The organism is Streptomyces sp. NPDC001515, from assembly GCF_053597115.1.
Genome location: NZ_JBSFHN010000027.1, coordinates 78462 through 96611, shown reverse-complemented (window position 1 = coordinate 96611; position 18150 = coordinate 78462). Strand labels below are relative to the sequence as shown.

14 protein-coding genes and 1 pseudogene are annotated in these 18150 nt (G+C 75.8%); 8 read left to right on the top strand and 7 right to left on the bottom strand.

Features of this window, described 5'->3' with window-relative positions; genetic code table 11:
* Nucleotides 1-123: 123 nt before the first annotated feature.
* The 3 genes from ACWCXC_RS26450 to ACWCXC_RS26440 form a co-directional block, all read right to left on the bottom strand.
* Nucleotides 124-477 (bottom strand): VOC family protein, encoded by a 354-nt coding sequence (locus ACWCXC_RS26450; protein WP_450685256.1) that lies wholly within the window; start codon nucleotides 475-477, stop codon nucleotides 124-126.
* Nucleotides 478-564: 87 nt separating this feature from the next.
* A complete protein-coding gene (locus tag ACWCXC_RS26445) occupies nucleotides 565-1371 on the bottom strand; it encodes an SDR family oxidoreductase (RefSeq protein ID WP_450685257.1) in 807 nt (268 codons plus the stop codon).
* On the bottom strand, nucleotides 1368-1709 hold the full coding sequence (locus tag ACWCXC_RS26440) for a hypothetical protein (RefSeq protein ID WP_450685258.1): 342 nt from the start codon (nucleotides 1707-1709) through the stop codon (nucleotides 1368-1370). The genes ACWCXC_RS26445 and ACWCXC_RS26440 overlap by 4 nt, the downstream gene beginning before the upstream one ends.
* Nucleotides 1710-1819: 110 nt before the next feature.
* Between ACWCXC_RS26440 and ACWCXC_RS26435 the strand changes: the two genes are divergently transcribed.
* The gene (locus ACWCXC_RS26435; RefSeq protein WP_450685259.1) at nucleotides 1820-2410 is read left to right on the top strand and encodes a TetR family transcriptional regulator; all 591 of its coding nucleotides are present in this window, start codon (nucleotides 1820-1822) and stop codon (nucleotides 2408-2410) included.
* A gap of 205 nt (nucleotides 2411-2615) precedes the next feature.
* Here the strand turns inward: ACWCXC_RS26435 and ACWCXC_RS26430 are convergent, their stop codons facing one another.
* Nucleotides 2616-3257, bottom strand: a complete 642-nt coding sequence (locus tag ACWCXC_RS26430; RefSeq protein WP_450890719.1) for a response regulator transcription factor — start codon at nucleotides 3255-3257, stop codon at nucleotides 2616-2618.
* Between the two features lie 2 nt (nucleotides 3258-3259).
* Nucleotides 3260-4546, bottom strand: coding sequence for a sensor histidine kinase (locus ACWCXC_RS26425; RefSeq protein ID WP_450890729.1), 1287 nt, complete (start codon nucleotides 4544-4546; stop codon nucleotides 3260-3262).
* Nucleotides 4547-4793: 247 nt separating this feature from the next.
* Between ACWCXC_RS26425 and ACWCXC_RS26420 the strand changes: the two are divergent.
* A pseudogene (locus ACWCXC_RS26420) lies at nucleotides 4794-5522 on the top strand (ABC transporter ATP-binding protein); the annotation flags it as partial.
* Nucleotides 5523-5818: 296 nt separating this feature from the next.
* Complete coding sequence (locus ACWCXC_RS26415; RefSeq protein WP_450890718.1) at nucleotides 5819-8341, top strand: FtsX-like permease family protein; 2523 nt, start codon at nucleotides 5819-5821, stop codon at nucleotides 8339-8341.
* Between the two features lie 177 nt (nucleotides 8342-8518).
* On the opposite strand, the gene ACWCXC_RS26410 is transcribed toward ACWCXC_RS26415, so the two are convergent.
* Complete coding sequence (locus ACWCXC_RS26410) at nucleotides 8519-9202, bottom strand: phosphotransferase (RefSeq protein WP_450685894.1); 684 nt, start codon at nucleotides 9200-9202, stop codon at nucleotides 8519-8521.
* Nucleotides 9203-9377: 175 nt separating this feature from the next.
* Between ACWCXC_RS26410 and ACWCXC_RS26405 the strand changes: the two genes are divergently transcribed.
* Together ACWCXC_RS26405 and ACWCXC_RS26400 are read left to right on the top strand one after the other, a co-directional pair.
* Nucleotides 9378-10739 (top strand): alpha-lytic protease prodomain-containing protein, encoded by a 1362-nt coding sequence (locus ACWCXC_RS26405; RefSeq protein WP_450890717.1) that lies wholly within the window; start codon nucleotides 9378-9380, stop codon nucleotides 10737-10739.
* Between the two features lie 140 nt (nucleotides 10740-10879).
* Complete coding sequence (locus ACWCXC_RS26400; RefSeq protein WP_450685896.1) at nucleotides 10880-11737, top strand: dioxygenase family protein; 858 nt, start codon at nucleotides 10880-10882, stop codon at nucleotides 11735-11737.
* Nucleotides 11738-11935: 198 nt separating this feature from the next.
* Here the strand turns inward: ACWCXC_RS26400 and ACWCXC_RS26395 are convergent, their stop codons facing one another.
* Nucleotides 11936-13636 (bottom strand): bifunctional 3'-5' exonuclease/DNA polymerase, encoded by a 1701-nt coding sequence (locus ACWCXC_RS26395; protein WP_450890716.1) that lies wholly within the window; start codon nucleotides 13634-13636, stop codon nucleotides 11936-11938.
* 136 nt (nucleotides 13637-13772) lie between these two features.
* Between ACWCXC_RS26395 and ACWCXC_RS26390 the strand changes: the two genes are divergently transcribed.
* The 3 genes from ACWCXC_RS26390 (at nucleotide 13773) to ACWCXC_RS26380 (ending at nucleotide 18150) form a co-directional block, all read left to right on the top strand.
* Nucleotides 13773-14684, top strand: a complete 912-nt coding sequence (locus ACWCXC_RS26390) for an NADP-dependent oxidoreductase (protein ID WP_450685898.1) — start codon at nucleotides 13773-13775, stop codon at nucleotides 14682-14684.
* 79 nt (nucleotides 14685-14763) lie between these two features.
* Nucleotides 14764-15945, top strand: a complete 1182-nt coding sequence (locus ACWCXC_RS26385) for a DUF2786 domain-containing protein (protein ID WP_450890715.1) — start codon at nucleotides 14764-14766, stop codon at nucleotides 15943-15945.
* Between the two features lie 78 nt (nucleotides 15946-16023).
* Complete coding sequence (locus ACWCXC_RS26380; protein WP_450683687.1) at nucleotides 16024-18150, top strand: FUSC family protein; 2127 nt, start codon at nucleotides 16024-16026, stop codon at nucleotides 18148-18150.

Sequence of the window (18150 nt, the reverse complement as noted above, 5' to 3'; positions counted from 1 at the left end):
TCCGCCCACCGGGCCGCCCACCGGGCCGCGCGCGGGGTCCCGCTCAGCTGTTGTCCCGATCAGCTGTTGTCCTGCTCAGCTGTTGTCCCGATCAGCTGTTGTCCCGCTCAGCCCTTGTCCCGATCAGCCCTTCGGCTCGGACAGGACGCAGAACTCGTTGCCCTCCGGATCGAAGAGGGTCACCCAGCTCTGCCCTTCCTCCGCCGGGGCGGCGCGCCGGGCTCCGAGGGCGATCAGCCGGGCGACCTCGGCCTCGTGGTCGTCGGGGCGGAAGTCGGGGTGGAGCCGGTTCTTCGCCGTCTTGCCCTCGGGGACGGGGACGAAGAGCAGACCCGGCAGCCGGTCCGGTGCGGGCCGGATCTCCACGATCTCCTCGGTTTCGTCGACCACGACCCAGCCGAGGGCCTCGGCCCACCACCGCCCGAGGGCGATGGGGTCGGAGGAGTCGACGATGATCTGTTCCCATTCGAGTGCCATGGGCGGAGCATAGACAGCCTGTTCACCGGGCAGGGCGCGGGCCTTGCGGTCATGCGGGCGGCCCCGGCGGACCGCGGACCGAACAGCCTACGCGGCGCCGCCGTTGCTCTTCAGGAGCTGGCCGTTGACCCACTGGCCCTGGGGTGAGCAGAGGAAATCCACCAGGTGCGCGGTGTCCTGCGGGGTGCCCAGGCGGCCCAGGGGGGTTTCGCGGGCGAGGTGCCCGGCGAGTTCCTCCGACATCCAACCGGTGTCCACGGGCCCGGGGTTGATGACGTTGGACGTGATGCCCAGGTGGGCGAGTTCGCGGGCGGCGGCCAGGGTGATGCGGTCCAGGGCGCCCTTGCTGGCGCCGTAGGGCAGATTGCCGACCGTGTGGTCGCTGGTGAGGGCGATGATGCGGCCCGTGCCGGCGGCCGCGCGGAAGCGGAGGCCGTACTCCCGGATCAGCAGCCAGGAGGCGCGGGCGTTCACCGCGAAGTGCCGGTCGAAGCTCTCGACGGAGGTGTCGAGGAGGCCCGAGTCGACCGATTCCGCATGGCTCAGGATCAGCGCGGTCACCGGTCCGATCCGGCGTTCGGCCTCGTCGAAGACGCGGGCCGGGGCGTCGGGGTCGGCCAGGTCCGCCTCGATGGCGGCCGTGCGGGCGCCCCGCTCGGCGAGCGCGGCCTCGATCGCCCCGGTGGCGCCCTGTTCCACGCCCCAGGGCATGCGCTTGTCGTACGGGGTCCAGCAGGTGAAGGCGATGTCCCAGCCGGAGGCGGCCAGTTGCCGGGCGATGCCCGCGCCGATCCCGATGGTGCGACCCACTCCGGTGATCAGCGCGAGCGGGCGGGCCGGCCCCGTCTCGGACGGGGACGCGGACGGGGTGCTGTGCTGTTCGGGTGAGGTCACAGGGCGGAATCCTGCGGTACGGGCGTGCGCCCCGGCAAGGACTTTTCCCGCCGTCGGCGCAGGAGCGCCGTACGCGCCCCGAGCAGCGCGGGCACCGCGCCGTAGACCACCGTCGGGACGACCACCCCGGTGATCACCAGAGTGCGCAGTGCCGTCGGCAGGCCCGTGAGGTACGGACCGAGCGTCTGCTGCACGACGGACAGGGCCGCGAAGACCGCCGCCCAGGTGAACAGCGCCCGCAGATGCAACGAGGGCGGTGCGGCGGCCGGTTCGGGCGTCCGGACGGGGGCGGGCGCCGAGGTGGGTGCTGAGGTGCGCGCTGAGGCGGTGGTCGGCATGGGGTCCCCTCCTGGGTGGCTGCGTCGGCGCCCCACTGTTCCAACCAACTGGTTGGATATCAACCATCCAGTTGGTTGGTATGGGCGGCGGCCCGTTCTACGCTGGGGCCATGACCTCGGACACCAAGCGCACCAAGGAACGGCTGCTCGCCGCCGCCACGGAGGAATTCGCCGCTCACGGCATCGCCGGCGCGCGCGTCGACCGCATCGCCGAGCGGGCCGGGGCCAACAAGGAGCGGATCTACGGCTACTTCGGCAACAAGCAGAAGCTCTTCGACGCCGTCGTCGGCGGCGCGCTCGACGAGCTGGCCGAGGCCGTGCCCCTCGCTCCGGGCGACGATCCCGCCGAGTACGTGGGCCGGGTGTACGACTTCCACCGCGCCCACCCGGTCCTCGTGCGGCTCTTCCTCTGGGAGGGGCTGCACCACCGGGAGGGCGTGCTCCCCGCCGAGGACCGGCGGCGCGGTCACTACGAGGAGAAGATCGCCGCTCTCGCCGAGACCTTCGGGAGCGAGGCGTCCCCGAGGGTCGCGGCCTGTCTGATGAGCATGATCGGGCTGGCCGCCTGGCCCAGCGCGGTGCCGCAGCTCGCCCGGCTCATCGTGGGCGAGGCCGGCCCCGGCGGCGAGGCGCCCGACCTGCGCGAGCACGTCGTCGCCTTCGCCCGGCAGGCGCTCGCGGAGGGCCCGCCGGCCGGCTGATGGTCCCGGTCGAGTGCTGCGGCTGAGCGCTCCGGCCGAGTGCCCTTGCGGGGGCTTCGGTGGGGCCGGGCGGCGGGGCAGGTACGTACCCCACCCCGGCGCGCGTCAGCCACGCAGGTACGTACTCACCCAGGCGCGCGTCAGTCGCGCAGGTACGTACCCCCGGCGCGCGTCAGTCGCGCAGGTACGTACCCCCCGGCGCGCGTCAGCCGCGCAGGTACGCCAGGACCGCGAGCACCCTGCGGTTGGTGGCGTCGTCCAGTGACAGGTCGAGCTTGGTGAGGATGCTGCCGAAGTGCTTGCTGACCGTGCCTTCGCTGACCGTCATCGCCGCGGCGATCGACGCGTTGGACCGGCCCTCCGCCATCAGGGCCAGGACCTCCTGCTCACGGGCGGTCAGCCGGTCCAGCGGGTCCCGGCGGCGGCGGATCAGCCGGCGGACGACCTCGGGGTCCACGACCGTGCTGCCGGCCGCGACCCGCTGGAGGGCGTCGACGAACTCCTCCACGTCACCGACGCGTTCCTTGAGCAGATAGCCCACGCCCGTACCGTCGGAGGAGTCCAGCAGCTCCTCCGCGTACGCGCGCTGGACGTACTGGCTGAGGACGAGGACCGGCAGCTCCGGGTGGCGGGCGCGCAGGGTGATCGCGGCGCGCAGGCCCTCGTCGGAGAAGCCCGGCGGCATGCGGACGTCGGTCACGACGATGTCGGGGGAGTGCGCGGCGACGGCGGCGATCAGCTCGTCGGCCGTGCCGACGCCCGCGACGACCTGGTGGCCGAAGCGTTCCAGCAGGCCGATCAGCCCCTCGCGCAGGAGCACGCTGTCCTCGGCCAGTACGATGCGCACGCTCAGGTCCTCGGGTCCGCGGGTGACAGGGGGACCTGGAGCCGGAACACCGTGGGCCCGCCGGGGGGACTGGACACTAGCAGGCGGCCGTCCAGCACCGAGAGACGGTCCGCGACGCCCTGGAGGCCCGTGCCGCCGCCCGAGTCCGCACCGCCCACGCCGTCGTCCGTCACCTCGACCACCAGCCGCCCCCGAGTGATCCGGCCGGCCACCCGTGCCGAGTCCGCCCGGCTGTGCTTGGCCACATTGGCGAGCCCCTCGCACACCGCGAAGTAGACCGCCGTCTCCACGGGTTCGGGGAGCCGGTCCGGCAGATCGATTTCCACCTCCACCGGGACCGGTGAGCGGTCGGCGGCGTCCTCCACCGCCGCCGGGAGCCCCCGGTCGGTGAGAACCTGGGGGTGGATCCCCCGGATCAGCTCCCTGATCTCCACGAGCGCCGCGCGGGCCTCGTCGTGCGCCGTGGTCAGCATCCCGGCCAGCGGTTCGGCCGGAGCCTCCAGCCGGGCCAGGCCGAGCGTCATCGACAGGGCGACCAGCCGCTGCTGGGCGCCGTCGTGCAGATCGCGTTCGATCCTGCGCCGCTCCGCCTCGAAGGCGTCCACCAGACGCATCCGGGACCGGCCCATCTCCCGCAGCCGGGAGTCCGCCCCGCCCTCCGGGGCGGACAGCAGCCACCGGGTCAGCGCGGCCCGGCCCGCCGCCACCGCCCCCAGCGCGTACGCGCACACCGGCAGCAGCGCCACGCCCGCGAGCAGCGCGGCGAAGGCCGGCGGGTAGGAATGGAGGAGCCAGAGCTTCAGGACGCGGGTCTCCTCGCCGCCGTTCACCGCCAGCATCACCGGGGCGGCGATCAGCCCGGCCGAGACCAGGACCGCGGTCCCGGCCGCCAGGGCCTCCAGCGGCCACAGCACCACCGCGAACAGTGCCGCGTAGCCCAGCTCCCGCCAGGTGGCGCGCTCCCGCAGCCGGGTCCGCAGCCAGGACGCCAGTCCCGTGCCGTCCGGCTCGCGGTGGGCGGGGGCGAGCGGGCGGGGGTCGGCCAGCCGCAGCCTGCGCCGCTCCAGCGCCGCCAGCGGAATGCCCGCGAGCACCAGGGTGAGGAGGAGCGGGACGCCGATGAGGAGCACGGTGAGCGCGCTGCCCGCGACCGCGAGCAGCAGCAGGACGGAGAGCGTCACCGCTCCCAGCGGCACGCTCGTCAGCAGATAGAGCGCCGCCCGCCACGGCCAGGCGGTGCGCAGATACGTACGCCACCGCAGCGCCTCCCGCAGGCCGGTGGCCTCCAGGCCCACCTCCTGTCCCTCGTGGCCCTCGTGTCCCTCCAGTTCTTTGTGGAGGTCGTGGAGTTGCGGGGGTGCGGGGGCCCGGGTGGCGGACGGCGGCGGGGTACGGGGCGGCATGGGGGAACGGTAGGCGGGGCGGCGGAACGGGGGCCACCCGGCAGGAGGGGGTGGCGGGGGTGGAGACAGCTCCACCCCAGGACTCCTTCCGGCTCCGATGTGCCGTACGGGCGGCGCCGGTTGGCTGGAGGGCATGACACACCCCGCCCTCCGGCTCCGCTCGGTCACCCGCTCCTACGGCACGGGACCCGGCGCGGTCACCGCGCTCGACGCCGTCACGCTGGACATCCCCCGGGGCACCTTCACCGCCGTCATGGGGCCCTCCGGCTCCGGCAAGTCCACCCTGCTCCAGTGCACCGCCGGGCTCGACCGGCCCACCGCGGGCCGGGTCCTCCTCGGGGACACCGAACTGACCGGTCTCTCCGAACGGAAGCTGTCCCGGCTGCGCCGCACCCGGATCGGCTTCGTCTTCCAGGCGTACAACCTGCTGCCCGCGCTCACCGCCGAGCAGAACGTCGCCCTGCCGCTGCGGCTGGCCGGCCGCCGGCCCCGGCGGGCAGACGTCCTGGACGTCCTGGACCGGGTGGGACTGCGCGACCGCGCCGGGCACCGGCCGGGCGAGCTGTCCGGCGGCCAGCAGCAGCGCGTCGCCCTCGCCCGCGCCCTCGTCACCCGCCCCGACGTGCTCTTCGGCGACGAGCCGACCGGGGCCCTGGACTCCGCGTCCGGCCGGCAGGTGCTCGCCCTGCTGCGCGCCATGGCCGACGACGGCCAGACCGTGATCATGGTGACCCATGATCCGGTCGCCGCCTCCCGCGCCGACCAGGTGCTGTTCCTCGCCGACGGCCGGATCCGGGACACGCTGACCCGCCCGACCGCCGAGCGGATCGCCACACACATGACGCAGATGACGGCCGCCCCCGGGCGGCACGGGTCGCGGGACGCGGAGGTGCGGCGGGCGGTCAGGGTGGACGCCGGGCCGGATGCGCGCGGCTCGCGGGGCGCGGGGGTGCGGCGGGCCACGGCCGCTCGCGGGTCGGATGCGTGCGGGGTACGGGATGTGGAGGCGGGGGACGCGGAGCCGCCATCGGTCACGGCCGCCTCCGGGCCGGATGCGCGTGGGCCAGGTGACGTGGAGGCGGGGGACGCGGAGCCGCCATCGGTCACGGACGGCTCCGGGCCGGATGCGCGTGGGGCGCTGGGCGCGGGGGTGCGGTCGTGCTGAGCGTTCTCGTCTCCGGGCTCCGGGCCCGCTGGGTCACCCTCGCCGGTTCCTTCCTCGCGCTGGCGCTGGGCGTGGGGACCGTCGCCGCCACCGGGCTGGGGCTCGCCGCCACGTTCGACGCCCCGCACCGGGGGCCGGAACGGTTCGCCGCCGCCCCCGTCGTGGTCCGGGGCGCGGACCGGCTGGAGGTTCCCACCCCGGTCGGCGTCCGCACCGCGAAGCCGCTGACGCCCCGGCCGGTCCCGCCCGCCGTCGTCACCGCCCTCGCCCGGCTCGGCCCCACCGCCGAGGACCGGACCTTCCCGGTCTCCGTCGCAGCCGCCCGCCTCGACGCGGACGGCCCCGGCCCGGTCGGCCACCCGTGGCCGGTCGCCGCCGCCACGCCCTACCGGCTGACCGAGGGCCGCGCCCCGGCCGCGCCCGGCGAGGTGGTCGTCACCGCCGGGCCCGGCTCCGGCATCCGCGCCGGGGACCGGATCACCGTCACGACCCCGCGCTCCGCCGGCCCCCGGACCGTCGTCGGCACCGTCCGCCCGGCCGGCTTCGAGACCGCCGTGTTCTTCACCGCCGCCGAGGCCGCCCGGATCTCCCCGGCCGTCGACGCCGTCGTCGTCCACGCCCCCGCCGCCGCCGTACGCACGGCCGTCGCCGAGGCGGACAGCGCGGTCACGGCGACCGCCGCCGCCCCGCTCGCCGTTCTCACCGGCGACGACCGGCGGCGGGCCGATCCCGATCCGGACCGGGACGCCGAGGCGCTCGTCTCCGTGAACGCCCTGCTCGGCACGGCGGCCGGGATCACCGCGTTCGTCTCGGTCTTCGTCGTCGCCTCCACCTTCTCGTACGCCGTGGCGCAGCGCCGCCGCGAGATCGGCCTGCTGCGCACGGCGGGCGCCACGCCGGGGCAGGTCCGGCGGACGGTCTACGCGGAGGCGCTGCTCGTCGGGGTGCTCGCCTCGGCGGCGGGCTGCGGACTCGGGGTGTCGGGTGCGCCCCGGCTGGCCGCCCTGCTGAGGCACGAGGGCCTCGCGCCCGGCTGGTTCGCGATCGGCGGGCAGACCTGGCCCGTGCACACCGCCTTCTGGACCGGGCTCGCGGTGGCGCTCCTCGGCTCGGCCGTCGCCGCGCGGCGGGCCGGGAAGGTGGCGCCCGTGGAGGCGCTGCGCGAGTCCGACGTCGACCGCGGGACCATGCCGCTGAGCCGGGTGGTGCTGGGCGCCGCCGTGCTGCTCGCCGGGGTCGCCCTGCCGGTCCTCGCCCTGGTCCGGGACCCGGGGAGCCTGCTCACCCGCAAGACGTACGTCACCCAGCCGATGGTGCTGATCACCGGGTTCGCGTTGTTCGCCCCCGTGCTCGTCAGGCCCGTCATGCGGCTGCTGCTGTGGCTGCCGACCCGGATGCCCACCGCTTTACCCCTGCTGACCAGGGAGAACGCCTGCGCCGCCGTGCGCAGGACGGCGGCCGTCGCCGCGCCCGTCCTGGTCACCACGGCCCTGGCCGTCTCCCTGCTGGGCACCACGGCCACCCTCGCCGGGGCCAGGACGGCCGAGGCGGCCGGGCGGTCGGCCGCGGACTTCGTGGCGGTGGCGGGCGGCCGGGGCGGGGGCGCCGTGCCGGCCGCGTTCGTCGCACGGGCGCGAGCCGTCCCGGGCGCGGTCGTCAGCGCCTCCCGTTCCACGTCCGTCACCGTGCTGGAGGACGACACGGCCCTGATCACCTCGGAGGCCCGGGGCGTGGACCCGGCGGACGCGGCGGCGGTGTCCACGCCGCCCCTCGTGGCGGGGGACCTCGCGGAGCTGGACGACGGGTCCGTGATCGTCAACGAGGAGTGGGCGACGCACCGGGTCGGCGCGCGCGTCGCCGTCTGGCTGGGCGACGGGCGCCGCACCACCCTGCGGATCGCGGGCGTCATGCGGACCGGCACCGGCGGCAACGGGGTGTACGTGACCCCGCGCAACGCCGGAGGTGCCCCGATCGACCGGGTCGAGGTCAAGGTCCGGGCCGGAGCGGACCGTTCGGCCGTCGCCGCGGGGCTGCGCGCGGCCGGCGAGGCCACCGGGGCCACCGTCACGACCTCGTACGCGGCCCTCGCCGGCGAACGGCGGAGCAGCGGCCGGAGCACCCGTGCCGGCCTCCTGATGATCCTGCTGATCGCGCTCGTGTACACCGGGATCGCGCTGGCCGCGGTCCAGGTGATGGCCACCGCCGACCGGGTGCGGGACCTGGCGGTGCTGCGGCTGGCCGGGGCGACCCGGGCCCAGGTGTTGCGGGCCGTCGCGGCGGAGGCGCTGGCCGTGGTGGCCGTGGGGGCCGTGCTCGGGGGAGCGGTCGCCGGGCTGAACCTCCTCGGGGTGCGGGCCGCGCTCGCCCGGCTCGGTGTGGACGCGGCGGTCGTCGCGCCCTGGGGGACCCTCGGCCTCGTCGTCGCGGCGAGCGCGCTGGTGGCCGTCGTGGCGGCGGTCCTTCCCGCCGCCCTCGCCCTGCGCACCCGGCCGGTGGAACACGCGGGGGCGGCGTAGAGGGGGGCGAGGAGCCCCGGGCCCTGCCGGTGAGGTTCTCCGAAACCCGCCCCCGCGCCCTGCGGTCTCCCCCGGTCCCGGCGTACAACGTCCCCGGAACCCGACCCCGCCCTGTGGTCTCCCCAAGTCCCGCCGTACGGCGTCCCCGGAACCCGCCCTGTGGCCTCCGCCTCCCCGTCAGGCCGCCGCCAGCGACGCCACCAGCTCCGACGCCTCAGCGATCAGGGCCAGTTCGGCCGGTGACAGGGTCGGGTTGGCGGACCGGCGGGCCGCCGCGTCGGCGAGGGCGGCGGCCGGGATGCCGCCGTCGGCCACCAGCCTCGGCACCAGGGCGGTGAGGAGCACGCGGACCGCGTCCGCCGGAGGGAAGGCCGGATCGACGGCCAACTGGGCCAGGATCAGCGCCGACATGGCCCGGTCCAGGGCCGGCGGACCCTCCTCGGTGTTGCTCCAGTCGATGACGACCGGGCCGTCCGCCGTCAGCATCACGTTCTCCGGATGCAGGTCGAGGTGGAGGATCCGGTCCTCGGGGTCGGGCGAAAGCCGGGCCGGGACGGTGTGGAGTTCGGCGAGCAGTTCCGCCAGCAGGGCGGCGGCCTCGTCGCCGCCGATGCCGCCGCCGAGCAGCGACTCCGCCATCGTGGGGCCGGCCAGCCGCTGGAGGACCAGATCGCCGGGCCCGGCCGAGGGCGGCTGCGGGCCGAGCCGGGGGACCGGGTAGCCGGAGGCCGAGAGGTAGGACATGACGGGCAGTTCGCGGGAGACGTCCAGCCCGTCGCGGTAGCGCCGCAGGACCCACCGCTCGTCCAGTTCGTACACATCGGCGGAGCGTCCCCTGCCCAGCAACCGGCCTATTCGCATGAGAGGAACCTACTCGCCACCCCGTGCAGGGGGGAGGCCGCGGGCCCGTGATCCGGTGCATCGCGGCCGGTCAGAGCAGCCCCATAACGTCGTGCGATGGGGCGGACGGGATCTCCTGGGATGACGTGTACGCGGCTACGTTGTCGGCAATTCCCCCGAAGTCAAGGAGAGTTCCGTGGAGAGTTCCATGCTCCGCAGACGCGCCCTGGCCGCGTGTACCGCCACCGTGGCCGTCGGTGCGCTCGCGCTGGCCGGGCTCACCGGCACCGCGTCCGCCGACCCCTCACCCCGCGTCCCCGCCGCGGGGGCGGACCAGCTGTCCCCCGGCCTGCTCAAGGCCATGCAGCGCGACCTCGGACTCACCGCCGACCAGGCGCGCAGCCGCATCGGCAACGAGTCCCGCGCGGTCGCCGCGGCCTCCGGCCTCGTGCGCACGCTCGGCGCCGGATACGCCGGTGCCCGGCTCAGCGGCGGCGACGCCGTGCTCACCGTCGCCACCACCGACGCCTCGGACGCCGCCCGGATCGCGAAGGCGGGCGCCCGCGCCGTCGTCGTCGGCCACAGCCTGGCCGAGCTGAACACCGCCAAGGCCGCCCTCGACCGGGTGGCGCTGCGCAAGGCCCCGGCCGACGTGCCCACCTGGTACGTCGACATCGCCGCCAACCGCGTCGTGGTCCAGGCCGACGGCGGCGCCGCCGCCGACGCCTTCCTCGCGGCGGCCGGCGTCTCCCGCGAGCTGGTGAAGGTCGCCCCGTCCCAGGGCACCCCCCACACCTTCGCGGACCTGCGCGGCGGCGACGCGTACTACATGAACGGCTCCGGACGCTGCTCGATCGGCTTCCCGGTCAAGCGCGGCACCCAGAGCGGCTTCGTCAGCGCCGGGCACTGCGGCACCCCGGGCGTCAGCACCAGCGGCTACAACCAGCAGGCCCAGGGCTCCTTCCAGGGCTCGACCTTCCCCGGCCGCGACTACTCGTGGGTCGCCACCAACACCAACTGGACCCCGCGTCCGCTGGTGAACGGCTACGGCAACCCGGACGTCACGGTCACCGGGTCCACCGAGGCGATCGAGGGCCAGTCCGTCTGCCGCTCCGGCTCGACGACCGGCTGGCACTGCGGCACCATCCAGCAGCGCAACAGCAGCGTCACCTACCAGGAGGGCACCGTCTCCGGGGTGACCCGCACCAACGTGTGCGCCGAACCGGGCGACTCCGGAGGCTCGTTCATCTCCGGCAGCCAGGCCCAGGGCGTCACCTCGGGCGGCACCGGCAACTGCTCCCAGGGCGGTACGACGTACTTCCAGCCGATCAACCCGGCCCTCGCGGCCTACGGCGTGACCCTGGTCACCAACGGCAGCACCCCGCCCGACCCGTCCGACCCGCCGACCAACCCGGGCGGCACCTGGGCGGCCGGCACCACCTACTCCGCCGGTGACGTCGTGACGTACGGCTCCGCCAGCTACCGCTGCCTCCAGGGCCACCTGGCGCAGCCCGGCTGGACCCCGCCGAACGTCCCCGCGCTCTGGCAGGCCCTGTAGGGCCGGACCAGGGAACGACAGCACCCCGCTCGACGCCCTCCGGAGAACGAGGAACGGGGGGCGGGGGTCCGAGTCCCGACCTCGGGCCCCCGCCCCCGCCCCCCGCACGTGCCCTCCCCCACCACCCCGAGGAATCAGCCATGAGCTCCGACCCGACCTCCGCACCGCTCCCGGACCCGGCCGACGGCACCCCGGCCGACCGGCGGATCAGCCGCAAGAGCCTGCTCAAGGCGGCCCTGGTCGCCTCCGCCGTCCCGCTGCTGGCCGGCGGCGGTGTCGCCCTCGCCCGCGACAACGCCGCGGCCGGGGCGCCGCTCGCCCCGACGCCCGAGTGCGACGACGGCGACGGCCCCACGCACAACCAGATCGAGGGCCCCTACTTCAAGCCCAACTCCCCGCTCCGCACCAGCCTGGTGACCGCGGGCACCCCCGGTGTCCCGCTCACGGTCAGCGGATATGTCTTCGGCCGGGCCTGCCAGCCGATCTCCGGTGCGCTGCTGGACTTCTGGCAGGCCGACACCAACGGCGCGTACGACATGAGCGGATACGCCTTCCGCGGGCACCAGTTCACGAACGCGCAGGGGGCGTTCTCGCTCACGACGATCGTCCCGGGGCTCTACCCGGGCCGGACCCGGCACATCCACGTGAAGGTCCAGGCGCCCGGCTCCTCGGTCCTCACCACCCAGCTGTACTTTCCGAACGAGCCGCGCAACAACACCGACTCGATCTACGACCCGGCGCTCCTGATGAACGTCAGGTCCGCGGGCTCCGGGCAGCAGGGGACGTTCGACTTCGTCCTCAACGTCGCCCAGACGCCCACCGATCCGCCGACCGACCCGACGGACCCGCCCACGGGCGGCACCTGGAAGGCCGGGACGCTCTACAACGCGGGCGACCGCGTCACCTACGGCGGGGTCACCTACCGCTGTCTGCAGGCTCACACCGCCCTGACCGGCTGGGAGCCGCCGAACGTCCCCGCGTTGTGGGAACGCGGGTAGACGGGCAGACCGGCGGGGTGTCACCCGCTGCGTGCGTGTGCCCCGGGCTCTCTCCCCGGGGCGCACGCCGCGCCCCGGCCCGGACCGGAGGGGGTTTCGGACCGGGCCGGGGTCATTCCCTCACCCCGAGCGGGGCGAACCGAACGAACCGAACGGACTGAGCAGATCGAGCGGACCGAACGGTCCGGACGGGGGGCGTCATTTGGCGTCCGCGTACCGCTCGACCACGGCCGTCGTGAACGGGAAGCGGACCGGGGTCTCGCCGAACGTGGTGCGCCCGGCCAGCGCACCGGCGGCCCCGATCGCCTCCACCACCGCGTCCGCCTCCTCCCGGGGGCAGTGCACGATCACCTCGTCGTGCTGGAAGAAGACCAGCTCGGCGCGGAGACCGGCCGCGCCGATCGACCGCCGCAGCGCGGCCAGGAGCAGCAGCGCCCAGTCGGCCGCGCTGCCCTGCACCACGAAGTTGCGGGTGAACCGGCCGCGCGCCCGCGCGTCCGACGAGGCGTAACCCGGAGTCCAGCCGTCCGAGGCCCCCGCGCCGTCCGGGCCGGCGGGCTCCTGGGGAAGACCGGCCTCCCCGTCGTCCGCCCCGCCCGCGGCCGGCGGGGAGGTCCTGCCCAGCCAGGTCCGCACCAGCCGGCCCTCCTCGCCGGCCTTCGCGGCCTCGTCCACGAAGGCGACCGCGCGCGGGAAGCGGCGGCGCAGGGCGGCCAGATTCTTCAGCCCGTCCCCCGAGGTCTGCCCGTAGACCGCCCCCAGCAGCGCGAGCTTGGCGTGGTCGCGGTCGCCGTGGAAGGCGCGGTCCGACAGCGCCGTGTACAGATCGCCGTCGTGGCCCGCCACCTCCATCAGGCCCGGATCGCGGGAGATCGCGGCCAGCACCCGGGGCTCCATCTGGTCGGCGTCGGCCACCACCAGCACCCAGCCGTCGTCGGCGACGACCGCGCGCCGGATCACCTTGGGGATCTGGAGCGCCCCGCCGCCGTTGGTCGTCCACCGGCCGCTGACCGAGCCGCCCGGCTGGTAGCCGGGGCGGAACCGGCCGTCGCGCACCCAGTCCTGGAGCCAGCCCCAGCCGTGCGCGGTCCAGATCCGGTAGAGCTTCTTGTACGCGATGAGGGGGCGCACCGCCGGGTGGTCCAGCTCCTCCAGCTCCCAGCGGCGGGTCGAGCGGACCTTGATCCCGGCCCGCGCGAACGCCTTCACCACATCGGCGGGCAGATCGGGGCGGACCCTGCGGCCGAAGGCGGCGGACACCTCGTCCGCCAGCTCGGCCAGTCTCCGGGGCTCGCCGCCGCCCGCGTACCGCTCGCCCAGCAGCTCGTGCAGCACCTCGCGGTGGACGTCGGCCCGCCAGGGCAGGCCCGCGCGGTCCATCTCGGCGGCGACCAGCATCCCGGCCGATTCGGAGGCGGTCAGCAGCCGCATCCGGTCCGGCCGCTCCGCCGCCCCGTGCCGGGCGAGCTGGGCCCCGTACACCTGGAGCAGGGCGTCGAGGGGCAGTCCGGTCCCGGACGGGGGATCGAACAGGGAGGACTGCGCGCCCGGTTCGGCCGAGCGGGGCGGGGGGTCGGGGGGCACCGGGCCGCCGTGCAGCCGGGCGTGGGCCGCCGCGGCGGAGCGGGGCTCGCCGTGCCGCCCCTCGTGGCCCAGCAGCAGGGATTCGGCGACCTCGATGTCGTAGCACCGCTCGACGCGGACTCCGGCGGCCAGCAGGCGGGGGTAGACCTCCGCCGTCGAACGCCACACCCAGCGGGCGACCGAGGGGCGCGAGCGGACCGCCTCGGCCAGGTCCGGCTCGGCGCGGACCGGGCCGGCGGGCAGACCGGCGGCGTCCAGCGGCGCGAGGAGCGCGCCGCCGTCCTCCGTGGGGGCCAGGGCCCAGCGTTCGGTCATACGGCCGAGTCTGGCACCCGGCACTGACAGCGGGACGAAAGGCGCGGGGCGGTGGTCGCTGCGAGGATCGGACGCGGGCCGCGCGCCGGCCGGCGGCCCATCCCCAGCACCGTGCCAGGAGGAGGCGGACGACACCGTGGAAGCGATCGTGTTCGAGGAGTTCGGCGGACCGGAGGTGCTGCATCCGGCCCGGGTCGAGGACCCCCATCCCGGTCCGGGACAGGTCCGGCTGCGGATCAGGGCCGCGGCGGTCAACCCGATGGACTACAAGATCCGGCGCGGCTGGATGGAGGACGTGTTCCCCACCTCGCTCCCGGCGGTCCCGGGCGTCGAGGGCGCCGGGGTGGTCGACGCGCTCGGCGAGGGCGTCACCGGATTCGCGGTCGGGGACGAGGTGCTGGGCTGGACGGCGACCGGTTCGTACGCCGAGTACGCCCTGGCCGCCGCGTCCCTGATCGCCCGCAAGCCCCCGGGGCTGGACTGGCCGGACGCGGCCGCCCTGACCATCGCGGCGAGCACCGCCCAGCGCGTCCTGGACGAACTGGTCGTGGCCGCGGGGGAGACCCTGCTGCTCCACGGGGCCGCAGGGGCCGTCGGCACCGCCGCGGTCCAGCTCGCCGTCGCCCGGGGCGCGACCGTGATCGGCACCGCGTCACCGGCCAACCACGACTATCTGCGGGTGCTCGGGGCCACGCCCGTGACGTACGGGGAAGGGCTGGTCGAGCGGGTGCGCGAGGCGGCCCCGCAGGGGGTGGACGCCGTCTTCGACGCCTCCGGACGCGGCGCGCTGCCGGACTCGATCGAGCTGCGCGGCGGCACCACGGACCGGATCGTCACCATCGCCGACCCGGACGCCGGGAAGTACGGCGTGGCGTTCTCCGGCGGCGGCTCCCGCTCCGGCGAGCAGTTGGCCGAGCACGCCCGGCGGGCGGCGGCCGGTGAGCTGCGGGTGCCGGTGGCCGCCGCGCTCTCCCTGGAGGAGGCGGCCAGGGCGCAGGAGCTGAGCGAGCAGGGGCACGTACGCGGGAAGCTCGTCCTGCTGCCGTGAGGGACCGGCGCGGGCGCCCGTCCGTTGTCCACAGGGTGTGGACGACGGGTGCGCGGGCGGTCCCGCCTACCCTGGCTCCATGGAATCGGTGATCGACCGGGCGTGCGCGGCGGCCCTGTACGCGGACGGTGACGACGGGATCGACACCGGCGCCTCGCTCCTCGCCGCCGACCCCGCCGCCGACGCGGAGCTGCTGCGCCGGGGCGAGGAGTTCGTGCGGCGCGCCTGGGACCGGGGCTGGCTGCCCGCCGATGTCGTGCGCCTGGTCCGCCGCGAACGCGACGCGCACGCGGCGGGCCTGGCCGCCGGGCTGATCACCGCCGAGCTGCGCCGCTACCCGGTGCTGCCGCCGCGCTGGCGGGAGCAGCTGGACGAGCTGCCGGCCCCGCCGCCCGCCTGGCGGCCGGACCGCTTCTCGTACGCCTCCGCTCTCCTCGGGCTCTACCGGCTGCTGCTCGGGCTGCCCGCGATCGAGCCGGTGGGACCGCCGCCCGGCACGGGGGCGGCCACCGCGCCGCCGCCCGTCCACGGCGAGCCGCGCATGCTGACGCGCATCCGGGCGCTGCTGGCCAAGGCCGAGGCGACCGGCTATCCGGAGGAGGCGGAGGCGCTCACGGCCAAGGCCCAGGAGCTGATGGCCCGGCACAGCATCGACGAGGCGCTGCTCGCGGCGCGCGGCGGGGGCTCCGGCGGGCCCGGCGCCCGCCGGATCGGGGTGGACGCGCCGTACGAGACGGCCAAGGCGATCCTGCTGGACGCCGTCGCCTCGGCGAACCGCTGCCGGGCCGTGTGGAACGGCGAGTTCGGCTTCACCACCGTGGTCGGCTTCGAACCGGACCTGGAGGCCGTGGAGCTGCTCCACACCTCCCTGCTGGTGCAGGGCACGGCGGCGATGACCCGCGCCGAGGCGGGCCAGCGGGCCGGCGGACGCAAGCGGACCAAGACCTTCCGGCAGTCCTTCCTGATGGCGTACGCCCAGCGGCTGGGCGGCCGGCTGGCCGACGGCACGGCCCGCGCGACCGCCGAGGCGGACGCGGAGGGGGTCGCCGGTGACGGCCCCGCCTCCGGCGGCGGGTCCTCCGGGCTGCTGCCCGTGCTGGCCGCGCGGGACGTGGCGGTCACGGACGCGGCGGAGCGGATGTTCCCGAGGACGACGACCACCCGGGTCCGGGGCGTCCACGACATGGACGGCTGGACCCAGGGGACCGCCGCGGCCGACCGCGCCCGGATGGGCGGGAGCGCCCCGGAGCTGCCGGACTGAGGGGTTCCGGGGTCTCGCCGGGCACCGGCCGGATCCCGACAAGTCGGGCATAACGGTAATTCCGGTTAGGCTCTGGGCATGAGCTGGCTCCGGGCGCTGAGGGAGACCGCCCGCTCGGGGCTGAGGATCGAGAGGGCGCGTCTCGAACCGCTGATCGCCGTGCGCGGCGCGGCCGGGCTCGCCCTGGTCATCGGGGTGACCCTGGCCCTGTTCGGCCCCGTGGTCGCGGCCAGCTCCGCCTTCGGCGCCTTTCAGGCGGCCATCGCGACCTTCCAGCGCAGCTGGCGCCCCCGGCCGGTGCTCGCCCTGGTCTCCGGCTTCAGCCTCGGCGTCTCCACCTTCCTCGGCTATGTCACCGGCCCCCATCTCACCCTCTTCCTGGCCCTGCTGGTGGTGTGGACCTTCGTGGCCGGGCTGGCCTGGGCGGCCGGGCCGACCGGCGGCATCATCGCCGCGTCCAACGTCGCCATCATGCTCGTGACGATCACCCTGCCCACCTCCGTCGCCGAGGCGGCCCTGCACGCCGTGGTGATCACCTTCGGCGGGGTCGTGCAGGCCGCGCTGATCGTGCTGTTCCCGGTGCGCCGGTGGGGCGCCCAGCGCGACGCCCTGGCCGACGCGCTGGCGGCCGAGGCGGACTACGCCCGCCGGCTGCGCCACGACCCGGTCGCCCACTTCGACCCGGAGCCGCTGATGCTGGCCCGGCAGGCCGCCGCCGTCACCGCCCGGCAGGCCCGCCGCCGCCCCGCCGAACTGCACGGCTCGCGCGGGCTCGCCGAGCGCATCCGCCCGGTGCTCGCCTCGCTGGCCGACCCGGCGATGGGCGTTCCCTCCGAGGGCGCCGAACGCGACCGGGTCCGCGAACTGCTGGCCGCCGCCGGCGCCCTGCTCGACGCGGCCGCCCGCGCCATCCGCCACGGCGACCCCGTGGACCTGCCCGCCCCCGCCCTCGCCGCGCTCAGGACCCCCGACACCGGGGCGGTGCTGGCCGGGCCCCCGCTCCGCGCCGCCGACCGGCTGGCCGCCCTGCTCGCCGACGTCATGGAGGCCGCCGAGGGCGAGGGCACCCGGGAGGAGCGGGCGCGGGCGGAGGAGGCCGCCGACGCCATCGAGTCGGGCCGGGAGGGCCGGCTCCCGGCCGAGCACCAGCGGCGGCCCGGACTGCTGCGCCTCGTCCCGGTCGTGCTGCGGTCCATGCGCCGCGAACTGCACCACGGCTCCCCGATCCTGCGGCACGCCATCCGGATCACCGTGGTCGGCGCGGCCGGCTATCTGCTGGGCCGGGGCCTCCCCTTCGGCCACGGCTACTGGGCGCCCATGGCGGCAGTCATGGTGATGCGGCCGGAGTTCTCCAAGACCTACGAACGCTCCGTGGCCCGCTTCGGCGGCACCGTCGTCGGGGTCTTCGCGGCCAGCGTCGTCGTCGAGGCGGCCCACCCCCGCGTCGGCCTCTCCGCCGTGCTCGCCGTCGCCTGCGCCCTGCTGATGTACCTGCTGATGCGCACCGGCTACGCCGTCGGCCAGGCGTGCATCGCCGCGTACGTGGTCTTCCTGCTCGGCATGGCCGGCGACGACCTCTCCCAGACCGTCTACGAACGGGTCCTGCTCACCCTGCTCGGCGGACTCCTCGCGATGGTCTCGTACGCCGTCTACCCGGCCTGGGAGACACCGCGGCTGCGCGGCAGGCTGGGGGACTGGCTCAAGTCGGACGGACGGTACGCGGCGGCGGTCGTCGAGCGGTACGCCGCTCCGGACGACCGGGACCACGACGACGTGCGGCACGCCCTGCTCGCCACCCGCGACGCCCGTGTCGCCTGGCAGGAGGCGGTCTCCACCGCCCAGCACGAACCGGTGCGCCACCGGGGCATGTCCCGCGCGGCGGCCGACGAGACCCAGCACGCCCTGGCCCAGTTCGGCCGGGTCGCGATGCTCATGGAGGCCCATCTGCCGGAGCGCGGCGCCGCCCCGCTGCCGGCCGCGGCCCCGCTGGCCGAGGCGCTGCGCCGGGCCACCGAGCGGGGCGCCAAGGCCGTACGGGAGCGGCGGGTGCCGGACTGGTCGCCGGTCCGGGAGGCGCTGGAGGAGTGGGACGCGGCGGGTCCGGACGGCCCCGACCCCGTCCTGCGCAACGGGGCCGATCTGCTGCTCCAGGCGCTGGAGGACTTCTCCCGGGGCCTGGACGGCGGCGGGCGCGGCGCCCCGTAG

What these genes read in the sequence shown, in the direction of transcription:
- ACWCXC_RS26450 (WP_450685256.1), bottom strand. Translation starts at nt 477, where the DNA reads ATGGCACTCGAATGGGAACAGATCATCGTCGACTCCTCCGACCCCATC.
- ACWCXC_RS26440 (WP_450685258.1), bottom strand. Translation starts at nt 1,709, where the DNA reads ATGCCGACCACCGCCTCAGCGCGCACCTCAGCACCCACCTCGGCGCCC.
- ACWCXC_RS26435 (WP_450685259.1), top strand. Translation starts at nt 1,820, where the DNA reads ATGACCTCGGACACCAAGCGCACCAAGGAACGGCTGCTCGCCGCCGCC.
- ACWCXC_RS26410 (WP_450685894.1), bottom strand. Translation starts at nt 9,202, where the DNA reads ATGCGAATAGGCCGGTTGCTGGGCAGGGGACGCTCCGCCGATGTGTAC.
- ACWCXC_RS26400 (WP_450685896.1), top strand. Translation starts at nt 10,880, where the DNA reads ATGAGCTCCGACCCGACCTCCGCACCGCTCCCGGACCCGGCCGACGGC.
- ACWCXC_RS26395 (WP_450890716.1), bottom strand. Translation starts at nt 13,636, where the DNA reads ATGACCGAACGCTGGGCCCTGGCCCCCACGGAGGACGGCGGCGCGCTC.
- ACWCXC_RS26385 (WP_450890715.1), top strand. Translation starts at nt 14,764, where the DNA reads ATGGAATCGGTGATCGACCGGGCGTGCGCGGCGGCCCTGTACGCGGAC.
- ACWCXC_RS26380 (WP_450683687.1), top strand. Translation starts at nt 16,024, where the DNA reads ATGAGCTGGCTCCGGGCGCTGAGGGAGACCGCCCGCTCGGGGCTGAGG.